Annotated in this window: 16 protein-coding genes; 3 read left to right on the forward strand and 13 right to left on the reverse strand. The window is 74.5% G+C overall.

The genetic code is table 11. From position 1 onward, the window contains the following. The first annotated feature begins 32 nt into the window (after positions 1–32). A complete protein-coding gene (locus tag LBW97_RS11710) occupies positions 33–1,118 on the forward strand; it encodes a LacI family DNA-binding transcriptional regulator (protein ID WP_224499546.1) in 1,086 nt (361 codons plus the stop codon). A gap of 3 nt (positions 1,119–1,121) precedes the next feature. Here LBW97_RS11710 and LBW97_RS11715 read toward each other — a convergent pair whose 3' ends face one another. Beyond that, on the reverse strand, positions 1,122–1,964 hold the full coding sequence (locus tag LBW97_RS11715) for a pseudouridine synthase (RefSeq protein WP_224499547.1): 843 nt from the start codon (positions 1,962–1,964) through the stop codon (positions 1,122–1,124). Between the two features lie 113 nt (positions 1,965–2,077). Between LBW97_RS11715 and LBW97_RS11720 the strand changes: the two genes are divergently transcribed. Next, positions 2,078–2,509 (forward strand): hypothetical protein, encoded by a 432-nt coding sequence (locus LBW97_RS11720; protein ID WP_224499548.1) that lies wholly within the window; start codon positions 2,078–2,080, stop codon positions 2,507–2,509. Positions 2,510–2,516: 7 nt separating this feature from the next. Here the strand turns inward: LBW97_RS11720 and scpB are convergent, their stop codons facing one another. From scpB to ald, 6 genes are all read right to left on the reverse strand, one after another. Beyond that, entirely contained in the window at positions 2,517–3,359 is an 843-nt protein-coding gene (scpB, locus tag LBW97_RS20465; protein WP_224499549.1) for an SMC-Scp complex subunit ScpB, read from the reverse strand. Further along, positions 3,356–4,198, reverse strand: coding sequence for a ScpA family protein (locus LBW97_RS11730; protein ID WP_224499550.1), 843 nt, complete (start codon positions 4,196–4,198; stop codon positions 3,356–3,358). The genes scpB and LBW97_RS11730 overlap by 4 nt, the downstream gene beginning before the upstream one ends. A 28-nt stretch (positions 4,199–4,226) precedes the next feature. Further along, complete coding sequence (locus LBW97_RS11735) at positions 4,227–4,745, reverse strand: hypothetical protein (protein ID WP_224499551.1); 519 nt, start codon at positions 4,743–4,745, stop codon at positions 4,227–4,229. Further along, positions 4,742–5,647 carry a ParA family protein gene (locus LBW97_RS11740; protein ID WP_255600764.1) on the reverse strand — a complete coding sequence of 302 codons (906 nt, stop codon included), beginning with the start codon at positions 5,645–5,647 and terminating at the stop codon, positions 4,742–4,744. The genes LBW97_RS11735 and LBW97_RS11740 overlap by 4 nt, the downstream gene beginning before the upstream one ends. Before the next feature lie 212 nt (positions 5,648–5,859). After that, positions 5,860–6,810 (reverse strand): site-specific tyrosine recombinase XerD, encoded by a 951-nt coding sequence (locus LBW97_RS11745; RefSeq protein ID WP_224499588.1) that lies wholly within the window; start codon positions 6,808–6,810, stop codon positions 5,860–5,862. Further along, positions 6,807–7,922 (reverse strand): alanine dehydrogenase, encoded by a 1,116-nt coding sequence (gene ald, locus LBW97_RS11750; RefSeq protein WP_224499552.1) that lies wholly within the window; start codon positions 7,920–7,922, stop codon positions 6,807–6,809. Before ald ends, LBW97_RS11745 begins: the two co-directional genes overlap by 4 nt. A 228-nt stretch (positions 7,923–8,150) precedes the next feature. On the opposite strand from ald, the gene LBW97_RS11755 reads away from it, so the two are divergent. Next, positions 8,151–8,786 carry a hypothetical protein gene (locus tag LBW97_RS11755; RefSeq protein WP_224499553.1) on the forward strand — a complete coding sequence of 212 codons (636 nt, stop codon included), beginning with the start codon at positions 8,151–8,153 and terminating at the stop codon, positions 8,784–8,786. Positions 8,787–8,789: 3 nt separating this feature from the next. Here LBW97_RS11755 and LBW97_RS11760 read toward each other — a convergent pair whose 3' ends face one another. The 6 genes from LBW97_RS11760 to LBW97_RS11785 all read right to left on the reverse strand — a co-directional run bounded on the left by LBW97_RS11760 (position 8,790) and on the right by LBW97_RS11785 (position 17,106). Next, positions 8,790–9,389 carry an NUDIX hydrolase gene (locus LBW97_RS11760; RefSeq protein WP_224499554.1) on the reverse strand — a complete coding sequence of 200 codons (600 nt, stop codon included), beginning with the start codon at positions 9,387–9,389 and terminating at the stop codon, positions 8,790–8,792. 79 nt (positions 9,390–9,468) lie between these two features. Further along, positions 9,469–11,157, reverse strand: a complete 1,689-nt coding sequence (locus LBW97_RS11765) for a CTP synthase (RefSeq protein WP_224499555.1) — start codon at positions 11,155–11,157, stop codon at positions 9,469–9,471. A gap of 22 nt (positions 11,158–11,179) precedes the next feature. After that, the gene (locus LBW97_RS11770) at positions 11,180–13,510 is read right to left on the reverse strand and encodes a hypothetical protein (protein WP_224499556.1); all 2,331 of its coding nucleotides are present in this window, start codon (positions 13,508–13,510) and stop codon (positions 11,180–11,182) included. Then, positions 13,507–14,640 carry a glycosyltransferase family 4 protein gene (locus LBW97_RS11775; RefSeq protein ID WP_224499557.1) on the reverse strand — a complete coding sequence of 378 codons (1,134 nt, stop codon included), beginning with the start codon at positions 14,638–14,640 and terminating at the stop codon, positions 13,507–13,509. The genes LBW97_RS11770 and LBW97_RS11775 overlap by 4 nt, the downstream gene beginning before the upstream one ends. Continuing rightward, positions 14,633–16,258, reverse strand: coding sequence for a murein biosynthesis integral membrane protein MurJ (gene murJ, locus LBW97_RS11780; RefSeq protein WP_224499558.1), 1,626 nt, complete (start codon positions 16,256–16,258; stop codon positions 14,633–14,635). The genes LBW97_RS11775 and murJ overlap by 8 nt, the downstream gene beginning before the upstream one ends. After that, complete coding sequence (locus LBW97_RS11785; RefSeq protein WP_224499559.1) at positions 16,255–17,106, reverse strand: hypothetical protein; 852 nt, start codon at positions 17,104–17,106, stop codon at positions 16,255–16,257. Before LBW97_RS11785 ends, murJ begins: the two co-directional genes overlap by 4 nt. Positions 17,107–17,111: the final 5 nt, after the last annotated feature.

Here is a 17,111-nt window from a genome sequence, read left to right on the forward strand (position 1 = left end):
ACCGGCGAGGACCGGACGACGAGAGGTTGTCCATGACGCTCGACTCCACCCGTGAGGCCGTCGGCGCACGGGCGCGCAGGGTGCCGCAGGTCGTGCCGTCGCCGTCCCTGCGCGGCGGCCGGGTCACGATGCAGCAGGTGGCCGCCGAGGCGGGCGTCTCGATCTCCACCGTGTCGAAGGTGATCAACGGCCGGTACGGCGTCTCCGGCGAGACGATCGACCACGTCAACCGGGTCATCGAGCGGCTCGGCTACGAGGCCAGCCTCGTGGCCCGCAGCCTGCGCAACCGGCGGACCAACGTCATCGGCGTGCTGGTCATGGACTTCGAGCCCTTCAGCACCGAGGTGCTCAAGGGCGTCGCCGACGCCATCCACGGCTCGGGCTACGAGCTGATCGCCTACTCCGCCGGTGGCCACGTCGAGGCGCGCGAGGGCTGGGAGCGTCGCTCGCTGTCCCGCCTCATGGGGTCGCTGGTCGACGGCGCCGTGCTGGTGACGCCGACGGTGGTCGACGTGCAGTCCGACGGGCCGGTCGTCGCGGTCGACCCGCACACCGGCCCCGCGGGGTTGCCCTCGGTGGCCGGGGACAACCTGCAGGGCGCGCGGCTCGGTGTGGAGCACCTGCTGAGCCTCGGCCACACCCGGATCGGCATGATCACCGGTCGCACCGACCTGATGTCCGCGCAGCAGCGCGAGCAGGGCTACTGCGAGGCGCTCCTCGCCGCCGGTCTGCCCGTGGACCGGTCGCTGATGCGTTCCGGCGGCTTCGAGCCGGAGCTCGCCCGGGAGGCCGCACGCGACCTGCTCTCGCGAGCCGAGCCGCCCACGGCCGTCTTCGCGGCGAACGACCTCTCGGCCCTGGCGACGCTCGAGGTCGCGCGGGAGCTCGGGCTGGATGTGCCGGGCCGGCTCTCCCTGGTCGGCTTCGACAACATCCCCGAGTCCGCGCTCGCCGATCCCCCGCTGACCACCGTCCATCAGCCCATGCGGCGGATGGGCGAGGAGGCGACGACGATGCTGCTGGGCCTCATCGCCGGCGAGGCGGTGGAGACCCCGCAGCGCGTCCTGGCCACGTCCGTCGTCGTCCGGGCTTCCAGCGCTCCTCCGCCGGTGACCTGACGGCTACAGGCCGACGAGCTCCTCGAGGGAGCCGACCTCCGAGCGGCTGAGCTTGCGGATCGAGCCGGTGCGCATGCGCTGCAGCTCGACCGGCCCGACGGCGGTGCGGGTCAGCCGCGACACCGGCAGCCCGACGTGCGCCAACAGCCGGCGGACGATGTGCTTGCGGCCCTCGTGCAGCACGACCTCGACGACCGACTGCCCGGCGTGGGTGTCCACGACCGTGAACGAGTCGACCTTCACCGGGCCGTCCTCGAGTTCGACGCCCGCGCGCAGCCGGCGGAAGAGGTCGCGCGGAACCTTCCCCGACACCTGGGCCAGGTAGGTCTTGCGGACGCCGTAGGAGGGGTGGGCCAGCCGGTGGGCGAGCTCGCCGTCGTTGGTGACGAGCAGCAGGCCCTCGGTGTCCTGGTCCAGCCGGCCGACGTGCACCAGGCCCGGGGCCAGGTCGCCCACCAGGTCGCCGATGGTGGGCCGGTTCCGGTCGTCGCTCATGGCGGTGATGACGCCGCTGGGCTTGTTGATGGCGTAGGTGACGCGGTCGTCGCGGATCTCGAGCCGGACGCCGTCGACGGCGATCTTGTCGTTCAGCGCGTCGACCCGCATGCCCTGGACCTGCACGAGGTTGCCGTTCACGCTGATCCGGCCGGCGTCGATCATCTCCTCGACCACCCGGCGGGAGGCTACGCCGGCACGGGCCAGGACCTTCTGGAGCCGCTCCCCCTCGCGGTCGTCTCCGGCGGGTGCGGGCGCGCGGTCACCGGGGTGCGCCGGGGCGAGCTCCATGTCCTCGGACCAGCCCTCGCCGGCTGCGGTGGGGCTGTCGTCGTTCGGGGTCGCGTTCATCGCCGCCCAGTCTCGCACCGCTCACCCGGGCGGCCGACCGTCCCACCGCTGAACAGGGTGACAGGGCCCTCCCACCGTGGTGGAACGCACAACCTTCGGCGAGCATCAGCGGCGTGGACCGCCGGCCCGAACCCGCCTCGCCGCGCGCCCTGGGGGCCTGGCGCCGGATCGGCCTCTGCCTGGGAATCCCCGCCGCCATCCTGGTGACCGCGCCCGTCGTCGTCCGGCTGGTCCTCGGACGCGAGGGGACGTGGTACGTCGCGCTCGCCCTCCCGGGTCTGCTCGCCGGGCTCCTGGCCGTCGTCTTCCTGCGCCGGGGATGGTCCGAGTCGGGCTCCGCCGACACGTCGCTCAGCCGGTGGGGTCAGCGGCTGTCAGGCGCCTTCCTCTTCCTGTGGGGTGTGGGCGTGCTGCTCAACGTCGCGGAGAACTGGTTCGGCGTGCCGCCGTGGCTGAGCTCGACGATCGCTCTCGCCATGGCCGTCGCGTTGGTGGCGACGCTCGTGGTGGCCCTCCGCGAGCGGCCGGAGTACGTGCAGAACTGAGAGCCCCTCAGGCGTCGGGGTGCTCGTCCAGCATCGTCGCGGTCTCCGGCAGCAGCGGGGCGAGCGGCGGGAGCTCCTCGAGGCTGGTGAGCCCCAGCCGCTCCAGGAACAGCGGAGTGGTCACGTACAGCCCGCCCCCGGTGTCGGGGTCGGAGCCGACCTCCCGCACCAGGCCGCGGGTGATCAGCGTGCGCATGACGCCGTCGACGCCGACTCCGCGGATGCCCGACACCCGGGCGCGGGTGACCGGCTGGCGGTAGGCGATGACGGCGAGGGTCTCCAACGCGGCCTGGGTGAGCCGGCTGCGCTGCCCCTCCCCCAGATAGCGCTCGACGACGGCGGCGTGGTCGTCGCGGGTGTAGAGCCGCCACCCCTCCCCCACGCGGCGCAGCGTGATGCCCGCCGACCGCTGGTCGTAGCCCGAGGCCAGCGCGGCCAGCCCGTCGCGCACCTGCTCCTCCGAGCACCGCAGCGCCGCGGCCAGGGTCTCCTCGTCCACCGGATCGTCGACGACGAACAGCAGCGCCTCGAGACCGCCGAGCAGCTCGACGGGGTCCAGCAGCTCCAGCGGCTCCGGTTCGGGTTCCGGCTCCGGCTCGGGTTCGGGCTCCGGCTCGGCACGCGGCGGCGCGGCCAGCGGCAGCTCGTCCTCGGGCGGGACCGCGGGCACCGGCTGCTCCTCGGCAGGCCGCTCCCCCACGCGGGCGGCGAGCTCGGCGGCGACGGCGTCCCAGGCCCCTGGATCGGCGTCGCCCCGCTCCTCGGCCTCCCGCCGGGTGGCCTGGAGCTCGGCGGCGAGCGCGTCCCAGGAGATGGGTGCCCGCTCCTGGTCGGGTCGGTCCTCGGTCACCGGTACTCCTCGTCGGCGTCAGGGGATGCCTCGTCGTCGGGCTGCGGCCGTGCGTCACCGGTCCACCGCACGTGCAGCTCCCCCAGCGGGGTCAGCTGCTCGAACACCACCCGCTGCTGGCGGTAGAGCTCCAGCAGCGCCAGGAAGCACGCCACCACCTCCAGCGTGTGCTCGCAGTCGGCCGACAGTGCCCGGAAGCTCGCCGTCCCCACGCGGACGAGGTGGTCGCGGACCCGCTGCATCTGCTCGGAGACGCTCACCGGCGGCGCGTGCAGGTGGGAGACGTTGACGGTCTCGGGCACCTTCGGAGCGAGCGCCCGTGCCGCGATCGCGGCGAACTGCTCGGGGGTGAGGTCGAGCAGCACCTCCGGCACCAGCTCGGCGAAGCGCGGCTCCAGCCCTACCTGGCGGGGGTGGCGCAGTGCGGCCTCGCCCTCCCGCTCGCGCAGGAACCGGGCGGCCAGCTTGTAGGCCTTGTACTGGAGCAGCCGGGCGAAGAGGAGGTCGCGCGCCTCCAGCAGCTCCAGGTCCTCCTCGTCGTCGACCTCGGCGGCCGGCAGCAGGCGGGCGGCCTTGAGGTCGAGCAGCGTGGAGGCGACCACCAGGAACTCGCTGGCCTGCTCCAGGTCCAGCTCGTCGCCGAGCGCCCGCAGGTGGGCGATGAACTCGTCGGTGACCTGCGAGAGCGCGATCTCGGTGACGTCGAGCTTGTGCTTCCCGATGAGCTGCAGGAGCAGGTCGAACGGGCCCTCGAAGTTGGTGAGCCGGACGGTGAAACGCGCTGGAGCGGTCCCGTCGGCCGGTTCGGCCGCCGGAACCGCTCCAGCGTCAGGGCTCACAGGGTGCGAGCGTAGGGGTGCGCGCAGCTCAGCTGCGAAGTCGGCGGACGAGGACGGAGTCCTCGCCGCGCTCGGTGAGGTCGGCGAGCAGGACGGAGACGGCCTCGCGGACGATCCGGCCGCGGTCGGCGGCCAAGCCGTGCTGCGCGCGGAGCGTGAGCCGCGCCGACTCCAGGGCCAGCAGCTCGTCGGCGGAGATGTAGACGGTGATCTTCTCGTCGTGCTTCGTGCGCTCGGGCTTCCCGCGGGCGGGCCGTCCGCGGGTGGGCACCCGCGGCTGCAGGACCTGCGGGGCGGCCGGCTCGGCCGGACCGCTGCGGAAGGACGCCAGGGCGTCGTCGCCGTCGGCCTGGCCACCCGGGACGAGGGTGAGCGGCATGGCCGGCTCGGCCCCGCCGTCCGCGGGACGGCGCGCGCCGGCGCTGCGCAGCGCCGGGGAGCTGACGGCCGCGGACAGGCTGGGCAGCTCCGTCACCTCGGGGGCGGCGGCGGTGTCGGTGCGACGGAAGAGTTCCGAGGCACCGGGGAGAACGGGCCGGCGGGTCACAGTGCCAGCACCTCCTTGGCGAGGTCGCGGTACGCAGCAGCGCCCGTGGAGGTGGGAGCCCACGTGGTGATCGGCTGCCCGGCGACCGTGGTCTCCGGAAAGCGCACCGTGCGGGTGATGACGGTCTGGAACACGGTGTCGCCGAAGGCCTCGACGACCCGGCTGAACACCTCCCGGCAGTGCACGGTCCGGGAGTCGTACATGGTGGCGAGGATGCCGTTGATCTCCAGGTCGGGGTTCAGCCGCTCCTTGACCTTGTCGATCGTGTCGACGAGGAGGGCCACCCCGCGCAGGGAGAAGAACTCGCACTCCAGCGGGATCACCACGCCCTGGGCGGCGGTGAGCGCGTTCACGGTCAGCAGACCGAGGGAGGGCTGGCAGTCGATGAGGATGAAGTCGTAGTCGTCCCGGACGTCGGCCAGGATGCGCAGCAGCGTCTGCTCGCGGGCCACCTCGCTGACCAGCTGAACCTCGGCAGCGGACAGGTCGATGTTGCTGGGCACGAGGTCCAGCCCCGGGATGTCGGTGTGCACGAGCACGTCGCGCAGACCGGTCCGCCGCTCCATGAGGGCGTTGTAGATCGTCCGGTCCATGTTCTGCGCCGGAACGCCCAGGCCCACCGACAGCGCGCCCTGGGGGTCGAGGTCGATGAGCAGGACCTTGCGGCCGAACTCCACCAGCGCGGCACCCAGGTTGATGGTCGACGTGGTCTTGCCGACGCCGCCCTTCTGGTTGCACATCGCGATGACGTGCGCCGGCCCGTGCTGGGTCAGCGGCTTCGGGTCCGGGAGCCGGCGCTGACGCGCCTTGGCCGGGTCCAGCCGCAGCGCCGCCGCCCCCATCTCGGGGTCGGTGTCGTGCGGGCGCGCGACGGCGTGTGCCGCGTCCGCTCGGTTCGCCATGGGTCTGTCGCCTCCACCTCGTACCCGTTCCGGACGTTCCGGGTGCGGTCAGCCGTCAGCGTCCGCTCGGGTGACACAGACGTTAAGGAGAGAACGAAAGCTTCCCAAGGCGGCACGCCGTCGACGTGTCGACATAGCGACGATTGCCAACGGGTGGGACTGCTCAAGCCGAACGGAGAGCAGATTCCGCCCAAGGGGTTACATCGCCCATGTCAGGTCAGCGCCCGCGGATGGCTGGTGGCGTAGACCTCGCGCAGCCGGTCGACGGTGACCAGCGTGTACACCTGCGTGGTCGTCACCGAGGCGTGCCCGAGCAGCTCCTGGACGACGCGCACGTCCGCCCCGCCGTCGAGCAGGTGGGTCGCGAAGCAGTGCCGCAGCGTGTGCGGGGAGATCTCGCCCGACAGCCCGGCGCGTTCGGCCGCCGCCCGCAGGATCGACCACGCGCTCTGCCGCGACAGCGGCCCGCCACGCACGTTGAGGAAGAGCGCGCCGCCGCGCACCCCGCCGCCGCTGTTCGCGGCCAGCGCCGGGCGGGCACGCACCAGGTACTCCTCGACCGCGCGCAGGGCGAAGCTGCCGACCGGCACGATCCGCTCCTTGCCGCCCTTGCCCGACAGTCGCACGGTCGCCTGCCCGCGGTCCAGGTCGTCGACGGCGAGGCCGACCGCCTCGGAGATGCGCGCGCCGGTGCCGTAGAGCACCTCCAGCAGTGCGCGGTCCCGCAGGCCGCGCGGCCCCTCCAGCGACCCGGCGGCCTCGATGAGCGCCACCACCGTCTCCACCGGCACCGCCTTGGGCAGCCGGCGGGCCGGAGCCGGCGGCCGCACCTCGTGCGCGACGTCGTCGATGACGAGCCCGTCCAGCAGCGCGAACTTGTGCAGTCCGCGAACGGCGACCACCGCCCGCGCGGCCGAGGTCGCCGACAGCGGCGGGTGGTCGTCGTCGCCCCGGCGCAGCGCAGCGAGGAAGCCCGCGACGTCGGACTCGGCGACCTCACCCAGCCCGCGCACGCCGGCCGTGTCCAGGTACTCGGTGTAGCGCCGCAGGTCGCGCCGGTAGGAGGCGATGGTGTTCGCCGCCAGCCCCCGCTCCACGGTGAGGTGGTCGAGGTAGCCGGTGACGACCCGCTCGACGGCGGGGCCCGTCGTCGCCGTCGTCAGGACAGCACCTCCTCGAGCGCCGTGGCGGTCATCCCGTGGGCCTCGGCGACCTCGGGCAGGACCACGTTCCCGTCCACGACGTTGACCCCGTGCGCCAGGGCGCGGTCGCGCCGGACGGCGGCCGCGGTCCCCTCGTTCGCCAGGGCCATGACGTAGGGCAGCGTCACGTTGGTGAGGGCGTGCGTGGAGGTGTTCGGAACCGCACCGGGCATGTTGGCCACGCAGTAGAAGACCGAGTCGTGCACCCGGAACGTCGGCTCGTCGTGCGTCGTCGGGCGGGTGTCCTCGAAGCAGCCGCCCTGGTCGACGGCGATGTCGACGAGCACCGATCCCGGCTTCATCCGTGCCACCAGCTCGTTGCTCACCAGGGTGGGGGCCTTGGCGCCGGGCACCAGCACCGCGCCGATGACCAGGTCGGCATCGAGGACCGCGCGCTCGAGCTCGTAGGCGTTGGAGGCGACGGTCTGCAGGTGCCCCCGGTAGATCCGGTCGGCCGCGCGCAGCTTCTCGATGTCGCGGTCGAGCACCACCACCTCGGCCTGCATGCCGAGGGCGATGGCGGCGGCGTTCATCCCCGAGACCCCGGCGCCGATGACGACGACCTTCGCTGCGTAGACGCCGGAGACCCCGCCGAGCAGGACACCCCGCCCGCCGTGCGCCCGCTCCAGGCTGTGCGCGCCGACCTGGGGCGCCATGCGGCCGGCGACCTCGGACATCGGAGCCAGCAGCGGCAGCGCGCCGTCGGCCGTCTGGACCGTCTCGTAGGCGATCGCCGTGGTGCCCGAGGCGAGCAGCGCCTCCGTGCACGGGCGGGACGCCGCCAGGTGCAGGTAGGTGAACAGCGTCTGGTCCGCGCGCAGCCGGCCGTACTCCTCGGCGACCGGTTCCTTGACCTTGAGCAGCAGGTCGGCGTCGGCCCACACGCCGTCGGCGTCGGCGACGATGCGGGCACCGGCCGCGGTGAAGTCCTCGTCCGGGATCGAGGACCCCTCGCCCGCGCCGCGTTCGACCAGCACCTCGTGCCCTGCCCGGGTGAGCTCCGTGACCCCGGCAGGGGTGAGCGCCACCCGGTACTCCCGGTTCTTGACCTCCCGGGGAACCCCGACCCGCATCGCACGTCTCCTGGTCCCGGCGGGCGGACCCCGAGGATGACGGAGCTCCCCACCGCGTCGCGGACGCGCCCGGTCGGGGCACGCCTCGGCCGGAGTGTAGGCACGGACGGGGCCCGGATCGGCGCACCCGGACCGTTTCGCCCGGCCACGACGGCGGCCCGTCCTGCCGCCGGACGCCGGCTGGCCGACGATGGCGGAGCCCCACCCGCTCCGTCCGGAGGACCGTCCATGCGCTTCTACGCCCAGCACCCTGCCCTGCGCACCAGGCAGGTGATGGCCGACGTCGGCATGCTGCTGTGGATCGTGCTCTGGGTCCTCGTGGCCCGGGTGGTGCACGGAGCCGTGCTGGTCCTGGCCGAGCCGGGGCGTGCGGTCGAGGACCTGGGCCGTTCGGTCGCCGGCTCCATGGACTCGGCCGCGTCGGCCGCGGAGGACGTGCCCGTGGTCGGCGACGAGCTGGCCGCGCCGTTCGAGGGCCTGTCCGGGGCCGCGGGCTCGGTCCGCGGGGCAGGGCAGTCCGCGCAGGGCGCCGTCGACACCCTGGCCTTCTGGCTGGCCCTGGTGCTGGTCGTGCTGCCGGTCGGCTGGCTGCTGGTGCGCTGGCTGCCCTCGCGACTGCGCTACGCGCGGGAGGCGGGCGCGGCCCGGCGGATGCTCACCGGGGTGCCCGATGTCGAACTGCTGGCCGCCCGGGCGGTCGCGACGGCCCCGCTCCCCCGGCTCGCCGCGCTGCCGATGGGCACGGGAGCCGCCTGGCGGTCCGGCGACCCCGCCGCGACGCGGGCGCTCGCCGAGCTGGAGCTGGGCCGCCTCGGCCTGCGGTTGCCGGCGGTCAGCGGCGCGACTGCCGCCGACCGCCCCTGACCGCTAGGTCGCGTCGACCGGGCGCAGCCGCGCCGACGTGGCCCGCGCCTGGGCCGCGGCGAGCAGGCCGATGACCGCCGACGCGTTCTGGATGTCGCCGTCGAAGACCCGCTGCACGGCCTCGGTGAGCGGCACCCGCTCCACGGTCATGTCGAGCTCCTCGTGCTCCACCTCGAAGCCGTCGGGCCGGCCGGTCGCGGAGAGTCCTTCGGCGAGGTAGATGAGCACCATCTCGTCGGCGAAGCCGGGGCTGCTGTAGTGCGTGGTCAGCAGCGACCACCGCTCGGCGGAGAGCTCGACCTCCTCGGCCAGCTCTCGTTTCGCGGTCTCCAGCGGCGGCTCCCCGTCGGCGTCGCGCAGGCCGGCGGGGAGCTCCCACAGGTACTTCCCGACCGGATGGCGGTACTGCCGGAGCAGCACCACGCGGTCCTGGTCGTCCAGCGCGACGACAGCCACGGCGCCCGGATGGCGCACGACCTCGCGGTCGCTGTCCCCTCCCCCGGGCATGGCGACGGTGTCCCGGCGCAGCGAGATGACCCGCCCCTCGTGGATCGGCTCGCTGGCGAGGACCCGGTACTCGTGCTGGGCCGGGTCGGTACTCACTGCTCGACTCCGCGCTCGTTCCGCTCCTCGGTCGCTGGCGCTCCCTGCGATGCTCGCTCGCTGTCGTTCTCGGTGCCCACTAGATGCCGACCTTCTGCGCCTCGTCCACCGGCACCGGGATCCGGGTGGCGTCGGAGTAGTCGACCGCCGCCTGCACGAACCCGGCGAACAGCGGGTGCGGACGGGTCGGGCGGCTCTTCAGCTCCGGGTGCGCCTGGGTGCCCACGAAGAAGGGGTGGGTCTCCTTCGGCAGCTCGGCGAACTCGACCAGCGTGCCGTCCGGCGAGGTGCCGGAGAAGACCATGCCGGCCTCGGTGAGCCGGTCGCGGTAGGCGTTGGCCACCTCGTAGCGGTGCCGGTGCCGCTCGGTGATCTCGGTGGCGCCGTAGACGCCGGCCACGACCGACCCCTTCTGCAGGCTGGCCGGGTAGCTGCCCAGGCGCATCGTGCCGCCCATGTCGCCACGGCCGGCGACGACGTCGAGCTGGGTGGCCATCGTGGAGATGACGGCGTCCGGCGTGTCGGGGTCGAACTCGGTGGAGTTCGCGCCCTCGATGCCGGCGAGGTTGCGCGCCGTCTCGATGACCATGCACTGCAGGCCGAGGCACAGGCCCAGCGTGGGGATCCCGTTGACCCGGGTGTGCCGGATGGCGCCGAGCTTGCCCTCGATGCCGCGGACGCCGAACCCGCCGGGGATGCAGACGCCGTCGACACCCGCGAGCGCCTTCTCCGCGCCCTCGGGGGTCTCGCAGTCGTCGGAGGCGACCCAGCGGATCTGCACGCGGCTGCGGTGGGCGAACCCACCGGCCCGCAGCGCCTCGGTGACCGAGAGGTAGGCGTCGGGCAGGTCGATGTACTTGCCGACCAGCGCGATGGTGACCGTCTGCTTCGGCGCGTGGACGCGGTCGAGCAGGTCGCCCCACACGGTCCAGTCGACGTCGCGGAAGGGCAGTCCCAGCCGGCGGACGACGTAGGCGTCCAGGGCCTCGCGGTGCAGCACCTTGGGGATGTCGTAGATCGACGGCGCGTCGGGGCAGGAGATGACGCCCTCGCCCTCGACGTCGCACATCAGGCCGATCTTGCGCTTGATGCCGTCGTTGATCGGACGGTCCGAGCGGCAGACCAGCGCGTCGGGCTGGATGCCGATGCTCCGCAGCTGGGCGACGGAGTGCTGGGTGGGCTTGGTCTTCAGCTCGCCCGACGGCGCGATGTAGGGCACCAGCGAGATGTGCAGGAAGAAGCAGTTGTCCCGGCCGATCTCGTGCCGCACCTGGCGGGCGGCCTCGAGGAAGGGGAGCGACTCGATGTCGCCGACCGTGCCGCCGATCTCGGTGATGACGACGTCGACGCGCTCGGGGCCGTCGGCGACGGCCATGATCCGGGCCTTGATCTCGTTGGTGATGTGCGGGATGACCTGCACGGTGTCACCGAGGTACTCGCCGCGGCGCTCCTTGGCGATCACGTCCGAGTAGACCTGGCCGGTGGTCACGTTCGCCCGGCCGGAGAGGTCGGTGTCGAGGAAGCGCTCGTAGTGACCGATGTCCAGGTCGGTCTCGGCGCCGTCCTCGGTGACGAACACCTCGCCGTGCTGGAACGGGTTCATCGTTCCGGGATCCACGTTCAGATAGGGATCCAGCTTCTGCATGGTGACCCTGAGCCCTCGACTGGCGAGGAGCGCGCCCAGCGAACTGGCGGTCAACCCCTTGCCGAGCGAGGAGACAACTCCACCAGTGACGAAGACGAACTTCGTCGGCTGGGAGTTGCGCAAGAGGCCACGTGACGAGAGGGATTCAGGCGTTCCCGACGGTCGATCCACGGGAGACGACCGTAACACGGTCCGACCCGTCGTCCCGCCCCGAGTGGGCAGCGCCACGCTCCGGCTCCCCCGTACCGGGAGGACCGCCGCCGGGCGCGGTGACCAACCACACGAGCAGCGGCACGAGCAGCGCCGCGGCGGTGGCGGGGAGGGCGACCCCGGAGTCGTTCACGGCCGCGCCGATGGCCAGGCTGAGCGCCGTTGCCAGCAACGCGGCGCGAAGCACGGCGCCGTCGGCCGGCGGCAGCCCGGCCGACCCGCGCAGCGGCCCGCCGCGGCGCAGCAGCCACACCGCGGCCACGGCGGCCACCGGCAGCATCCAGGCCAGCGGGCTGTTCAGCAGGATGCCGACGTTCGCCTCGGCCTTGCGGCTGACGACGGTCCACGCCTCCCCGGTGAGCACCTGCTCCACGAAGCGGCCGAGGTGGGTCCGCTCCCCCGCCGGCCGGGTCCAGTCGAGGACGGCCACGGCCCCGACTGCGAGGACCGCGGCCGCCAGGATCGCCACGAGGCGGGTCACGGTCACCCGCGTGCCGGTGAGCAGCATCGCCAGCAGCAGGAAGCCGGGCAGGGCGGCGAGGACGCCGCCGAAGTCCCGGCCGAGCGGCGGCGCGCCGATGACGCCCACGACGACCAGCCCCAGGGCGACCACTGCCGCCGCCGTCACCATCCGGCGCCGCTCGAGCGGCACCCGCCGGCCGAGCCAGGTGGCTACGGCGGCGGTGACCGCCAGGGCGCTGACGGAGAGCAGGCCGAAGGTCAGGTTCCCGTATCCGGTGAACCGGCCGGCCACGACGGCGTCGTAGCCGAGGGGCCCGTCGAGCTCGAGGTGCGAACCGGTGAGCACGTCGCCGACCAGCGTCGCCAGCGTGACGGCGAGGACGGCCAGCGGAGGGCCCAGCCGCCGCTTCCGCCAGGGTCCCAGGACGGCGACGGCGGTGACCGCGAGGGCGGCCGCGACGAACGCGCCGACGAGCGCGCCCAGCGGCGAGCCGGCCCGTTCCCACGGCACCGCCCCGGCCAGGTAGCTGGCCACCGGCAACGAGGCGACGACGAGGCACAGCAGGCGCAGCACCCGTCGCGCGCGCGGCCCGCCGGGACGCCGGGACAGCGCGATCCCGGAGGCGACGACGACCGCGCCGGTCCCGACGAAGATCCAGAAGAAGAGACCGGTGTTGCGGTGGTGCGTGACGGCGGAGGTGTTCACCCGCTCCAGCTCGGTCACCGCCGTGGCGAGGTCGGGCCGGTCGCCGGACACCCGCAGCGGCTGCCCGTTCATCGAGGCCGGCACGTCCAGCCCGAGCGCCCGCAGCACGGTCGGGGCGAGGTCGATCAGTTGCACGAACGGGGCGCGGCCGGTGCTGGCCGAGACCAGCCAGCCGCCGTCGAAGCCGGGCCCGTCGGCGATGCCGACGTGCAGCTGGGACCGGCCGTCGTTCACCTCGGAGATGCCCGCGAGCAGCACGAGGGTCTCCCCCGGGAGCTCCTGCACCGCGCCCTGCAGCCGCCCCAGCGTCTCGTCGATCCGGCTCAGCGCGGCGGTCCGCGGAAAGGGCTCGGTGCCGTCGTCGGTCTGCTCGGCTCCGGGGCGCCCGGCGGTGGTGAGCTGGTCCAGCGACACCAGGGACAGCGGGCAGGCGGTCAGTGCGCCGGTCAGCTCGCCGTCGTCCGGGGGCACCGACGTTGCGGGGATCAGCCGGACGCCGGGGGCGGCCGCTGCCAGCGCCGCGGCCCGGCCGACGACCGAGGCGCAGCCCACCTGCTCCCCCAGGGCGCCGGGCTCCGCGCCGAAGCGGACGGTGCCCGGGTCCTCCGCGATCCGGGCGACGGTGGCGCCGGGGTCGCCGAGCGCGACGGCGGCGACCCGCTCCTGCAGGCCGCAGTGCGTCAGCGAGGTGTCCAGCGGGGGCTCGGCCGGCGGCTCCGGCTGCTCCCCCTCGGCGTTCGGCTCGACCGGAGCCGGAGGCAGCGGAACGGGTGGCAGCCCCTCGTCGGTGCCCGGAAAGCGCGCCCGGTTGCCGGCGCCCAGGGTCGCCCAGCCGTCGAGCAGGCAGCTGGTCGACCGGGCGGCGCGCACCGACAGCGCCCCGATCGCGGACTCCTCCGCCATCTCCCACAGCACGGGGGTCCGCTCCGGGTCGACGTCGGCCCAGGTCAGTCCGGGAACCCCGATGACCACCACCCGGTCGACGGTCGCCTCCCCCGCGGCCGGTTCCTCGGCGGCCTGACCGATCCCCGACAGGCCGGCCAGCAGCGCGAGCAGCAGTACGAGGAGCGCGGCGGCGCGGCGGGCCGGCGTGGTCATGACGGCGCGTCGATCAGCTCGCGGTAGATCCCCACGAGCTCCGCCGCGGTGGCCGCCTCGTCGGGCCACTCCGCGGCCCGGCGGAGACCACGTTCGCCGAGCTCGGCGGCGTACGCGCTGTCGCAGAGAACGCGGACGACGGCCTCGGCGAGAGCCGCCACGTCGCCCACCGGCACGAGCTCGGCGGCGTCCCCGAGGAGCTCCGGCAGCCCACCCACCTGGCTGGCGACGAGCGGGATCCCCGACCGCAGCGCCTCCTGCGCGGTCAGCGAGCGGGCCTCCCAGCGCGAAGGCAGCACACACAGGTCGGCGGCACCCAGCAGGTCGGCGACGTCGCTCCGGCGGCCCAGCAGGGTCACCGGCAGCAGCTCGTCCCGGATCCGGGCGGCGAGCTCGTCGTGCAGCGGGCCATCCCCGGCGATCACGACCAGCGGCGCCGGCCGCAGCCGCTGGTCGGCCGACCAGCGCGCGACGGCGTCGAGCAGGACGTCGTAGCCCTTCTGCGGGTGCAGCCGGCCGACCGCGACGACGAGCGCGCGGTCGTCGACCAGGCCGAGCTCCTCCCGCACCTCCGTGCGGCTGCGCGCGGCCGGCGGCAGCGGCGGGGCGGAGACCGGCGCGAGGCGGACGTCGCGGGCGCCGAGGCGGCGGGCGTTCTCCGCGAGATCGGACGAGGCGGCGAGGACGACGTCGGCCGCCCGGACGGTGGCCCGCTCGGCCTGTTCCAGCACGCGGCGGCGCAGCCCGCCGCCGTCGGGCAGCGCGTTGTGCAGGGTCAGCACCAGCCGCGCCGGGCTCGTGGCCAGGCGTCGGGCGGCGGCCGCGACCAGTCCGGCCCGCAGCCCGTGGGCGTGCAGGACCTCCGTTCCGGGCAGCGCGCGGCGCAGCGCCGCGACGGCGCGGGCGTCGGCGCCCGGAGAAAGGCCGGCGGAGATCTCCACCGGGTCGAAGTCCGCGCCCAGGGCCGAGAAGGCGAAGAGCTCGTCGGTCGCCGCGGGACCGCAGACCTGCAGCTGCGCGCCGGCCGACACCAGCGCCGGGACGAGCGACCGGACGTGCGTGCCGACTCCTCCGGTGCTCGTCGCCAGCACCTCGGTCACCCGGTGTCCGAGCAGGGGCTGCTCAGCCACCGCGCACCTCCTGCTCGCCCGACGGCCGCAACTCCCGAACCGCACGCGTCAGCGGTCCGCGCGCCGTGACCATCATGACCGCCCCGGCGACCACGAGCACGGTGCCCCCGACCAGGACGCCGACCAGCAGGGTGCCGAGGAGGCTCCCCTCGGGAACCGGATCGGCGTCGAGGGCCCGCGCCACGGCCAACCCGGCTCCGACGCCCAGTGCGGCGGCTGCCAGAGCGGCAGCGCCGGCGCGGCCCAGTCCTGCGAGCGCGGCGCCGCCGGAGACGCGCGCGACCACCATCAGCAGGCCGGCACCCGCGACCGTCACGCCGATCGAGTGCCCGGCGGCCAGCGCCAGGGCACGGTCCTCGGCGGGCAGCAGGCCGGCGAGCAGCAGGTCGGCAACCACCGCCACGAGCCAGCCGCCGAGCACGCACACGGTGGGTGCCTTCCACAGTCCCCGGGCGTAGAGGGCCCGCGTCAGCAGGGCGACCAGGCCGTAGCCGATCAGTCCCGGCATGAACCCCACGATGGTGTCCCGGAGCGCGGCGACCTGCGCCGTCGTCGCGGTCGCGAGGAACACCCGCGCGAGCGGGCCGGCGGCCGCGGCGATCGCGGCTGCGCCGACCGCCGTCGCGGCGACGGTCAGGACGACGACCGGCGCCAGCGCCCGCTGGTAACCGGGCTCGTCACCGGTGTCCGCACGCTCCACGAGGCCGGGATAGGCCGAGGTGGCCAGCGGAACCGCGAGCGCCGCCCACGGCAGCAGGAAGACGGTGAGCCCGGCCGTGTACGCCACCAGGGTGCCGGTGGGCGCGCCGTCGTCGGCCAGCCGGATCGCGACCGCCGAGACCAGCTGCTGACCGGCGAGGGTGAGGACGCCGGCGACCGCCAGCCGGCGCACCCGTGGAGCGGCGCCCACCGGGAAGCGCAGCGTCAGCCGCAGGCCCAGGCGCAGGCCCCGCAGAGGCCACAGGAGGCTGAAGGCCAGCGCCACCACGCCGAGCGTCGTCCCGACGCCGAGCACGAGCTCGGCCGGCGTGCTGAGGCCGGCGGCGTCCTGGTCGCCGCCCATCCCGGCGAACGTCAGGTACGCCCCGGCGACGACGACGCTGGACAGCAGAGGAGCCAGGGCGGGACCGGCGAAGCGGCGGTGGGCCTGGAGCACACCGGTGAGGACGACGGCGATGCCGTAGAGCACCACCTGCGGTGCGAAGACCAGCAGGAACCGGGCGCCGAGCTCGATCTCGGCGTCCGAGCTGGCGCCCAGCAGGAGCCGGGCCACGGGCTCGCTGAAGACGGCGAGCAGGACCGCGAGCGGGGTCAGCACCAGCAGCGTCCAGCCGAGCAGCGCCGACGCGGTGCGGCGCACCTGGTCGCGGTCACCGGAGGCGATCCCCCCGGCGAGCATCGGCACCACGAGGCTGGCCAGGGCTCCCCCGGCGACCACCTCGAACACGATGTTCGGAACGGTGTTGGCGGCCAGGTACGTGTCGCCGGTGCTGCCGGGACCGACGCTGTTGGTGAAGACCAGGGTGCGACCGAACCCGGCGACGCGGGCCAGCACGGTCAGCACGGCGATCAGCGCCGCGGCCCCCGCCACCCCGCGGGCCACCTGGCGGGCACTCACGAGGGAAGGCGGCCGAGCCGGTCCAGTTCCCGGAGGCCCGGCGTCGCCTCGATGACCTTGGTGAAGCTGACCTTCTCGCTGGCGAGCGTGAGGCCGGTGATCACGGCCAGGGCGGTGGCCCGGGCGCCGCGGTGCGGCATCGCCGCCAGCCGCAGTCCCAGCAGGGAACCCAGGGCGTTGGCGCCGCAGTCGCCGAGCATGATCCGCTCGCCGAGGTCGTCGGGCAGCACGGCGAGGGACGCACCGAGCGGCCCGCTCACCAGGCTTCCCGAGGGCCCGCCGAGGGCGGCGGCGGCCGCGATCGCGCCGACCTTCGCCGCACGCCCGGGCCGGAGGTCCAGGAGGTTCAGGAGGTTGGCGCCGCCGGCCACGAGCCCGGTGGTGACCACCGCGTCGACGACGGTCCCGGCGCCCTGGGCGCGGTCCCGGGTGAGCAGGGCCGCGACGGCCGCGGCCGCTCCGATGCCGGCGACCTTCACGGCCCCGGCCGAGACCCGGCCCTCGCGGAGTGCGCGCAGGTGCCCGGCCAGCCCCTTGTCGCGGGCCTGCTCGGGTCGCGCGCCGGCCAGGTCGTCGTAGCCGCCGACGAGACCGGAGACGGTACCGACGACGGCAGCGGCGGCGCGGGTGCCCGGAGGCGCACCCAGGACCGCCGTGGCGGTGGCGGAGAGGGCCAGCGCCGGCCCGCCGAGCAGCGTGACCGGACGGCCTGCGTAGTTGCTGCGCCGCCAGGGAGCACCGGCGGGCCGCTCGGTGAGCACCCGGGCGCCGACCAGCGCGGCCCGCGCGGTGCCGGCGCCGGCCAGCGCCAGCAGCAGCCGACGAGATCCGGCCGCTCCGCCGGTCACGGCCC

Origin of the sequence: Blastococcus sp. LR1 (assembly GCF_020166105.1) — a bacterium.
In the GTDB taxonomy this organism is placed as follows: domain Bacteria; phylum Actinomycetota; class Actinomycetes; order Mycobacteriales; family Geodermatophilaceae; genus Blastococcus.

Coding starts and splice junctions, on each gene's coding strand:
- LBW97_RS11710 (WP_224499546.1), top strand. CDS start 33: ATGACGCTCGACTCCACCCGTGAGGCCGTCGGCGCACGGGCGCGCAGG.
- LBW97_RS11715 (WP_224499547.1), bottom strand. CDS start 1,964: ATGAACGCGACCCCGAACGACGACAGCCCCACCGCAGCCGGCGAGGGC.
- LBW97_RS11740 (WP_255600764.1), bottom strand. CDS start 5,647: ATGGCGAACCGAGCGGACGCGGCACACGCCGTCGCGCGCCCGCACGAC.
- ald (WP_224499552.1), bottom strand. CDS start 7,922: ATGCGGGTCGGGGTTCCCCGGGAGGTCAAGAACCGGGAGTACCGGGTG.
- LBW97_RS11755 (WP_224499553.1), top strand. CDS start 8,151: ATGCGCTTCTACGCCCAGCACCCTGCCCTGCGCACCAGGCAGGTGATG.
- LBW97_RS11770 (WP_224499556.1), bottom strand. CDS start 13,510: ATGACCACGCCGGCCCGCCGCGCCGCCGCGCTCCTCGTACTGCTGCTC.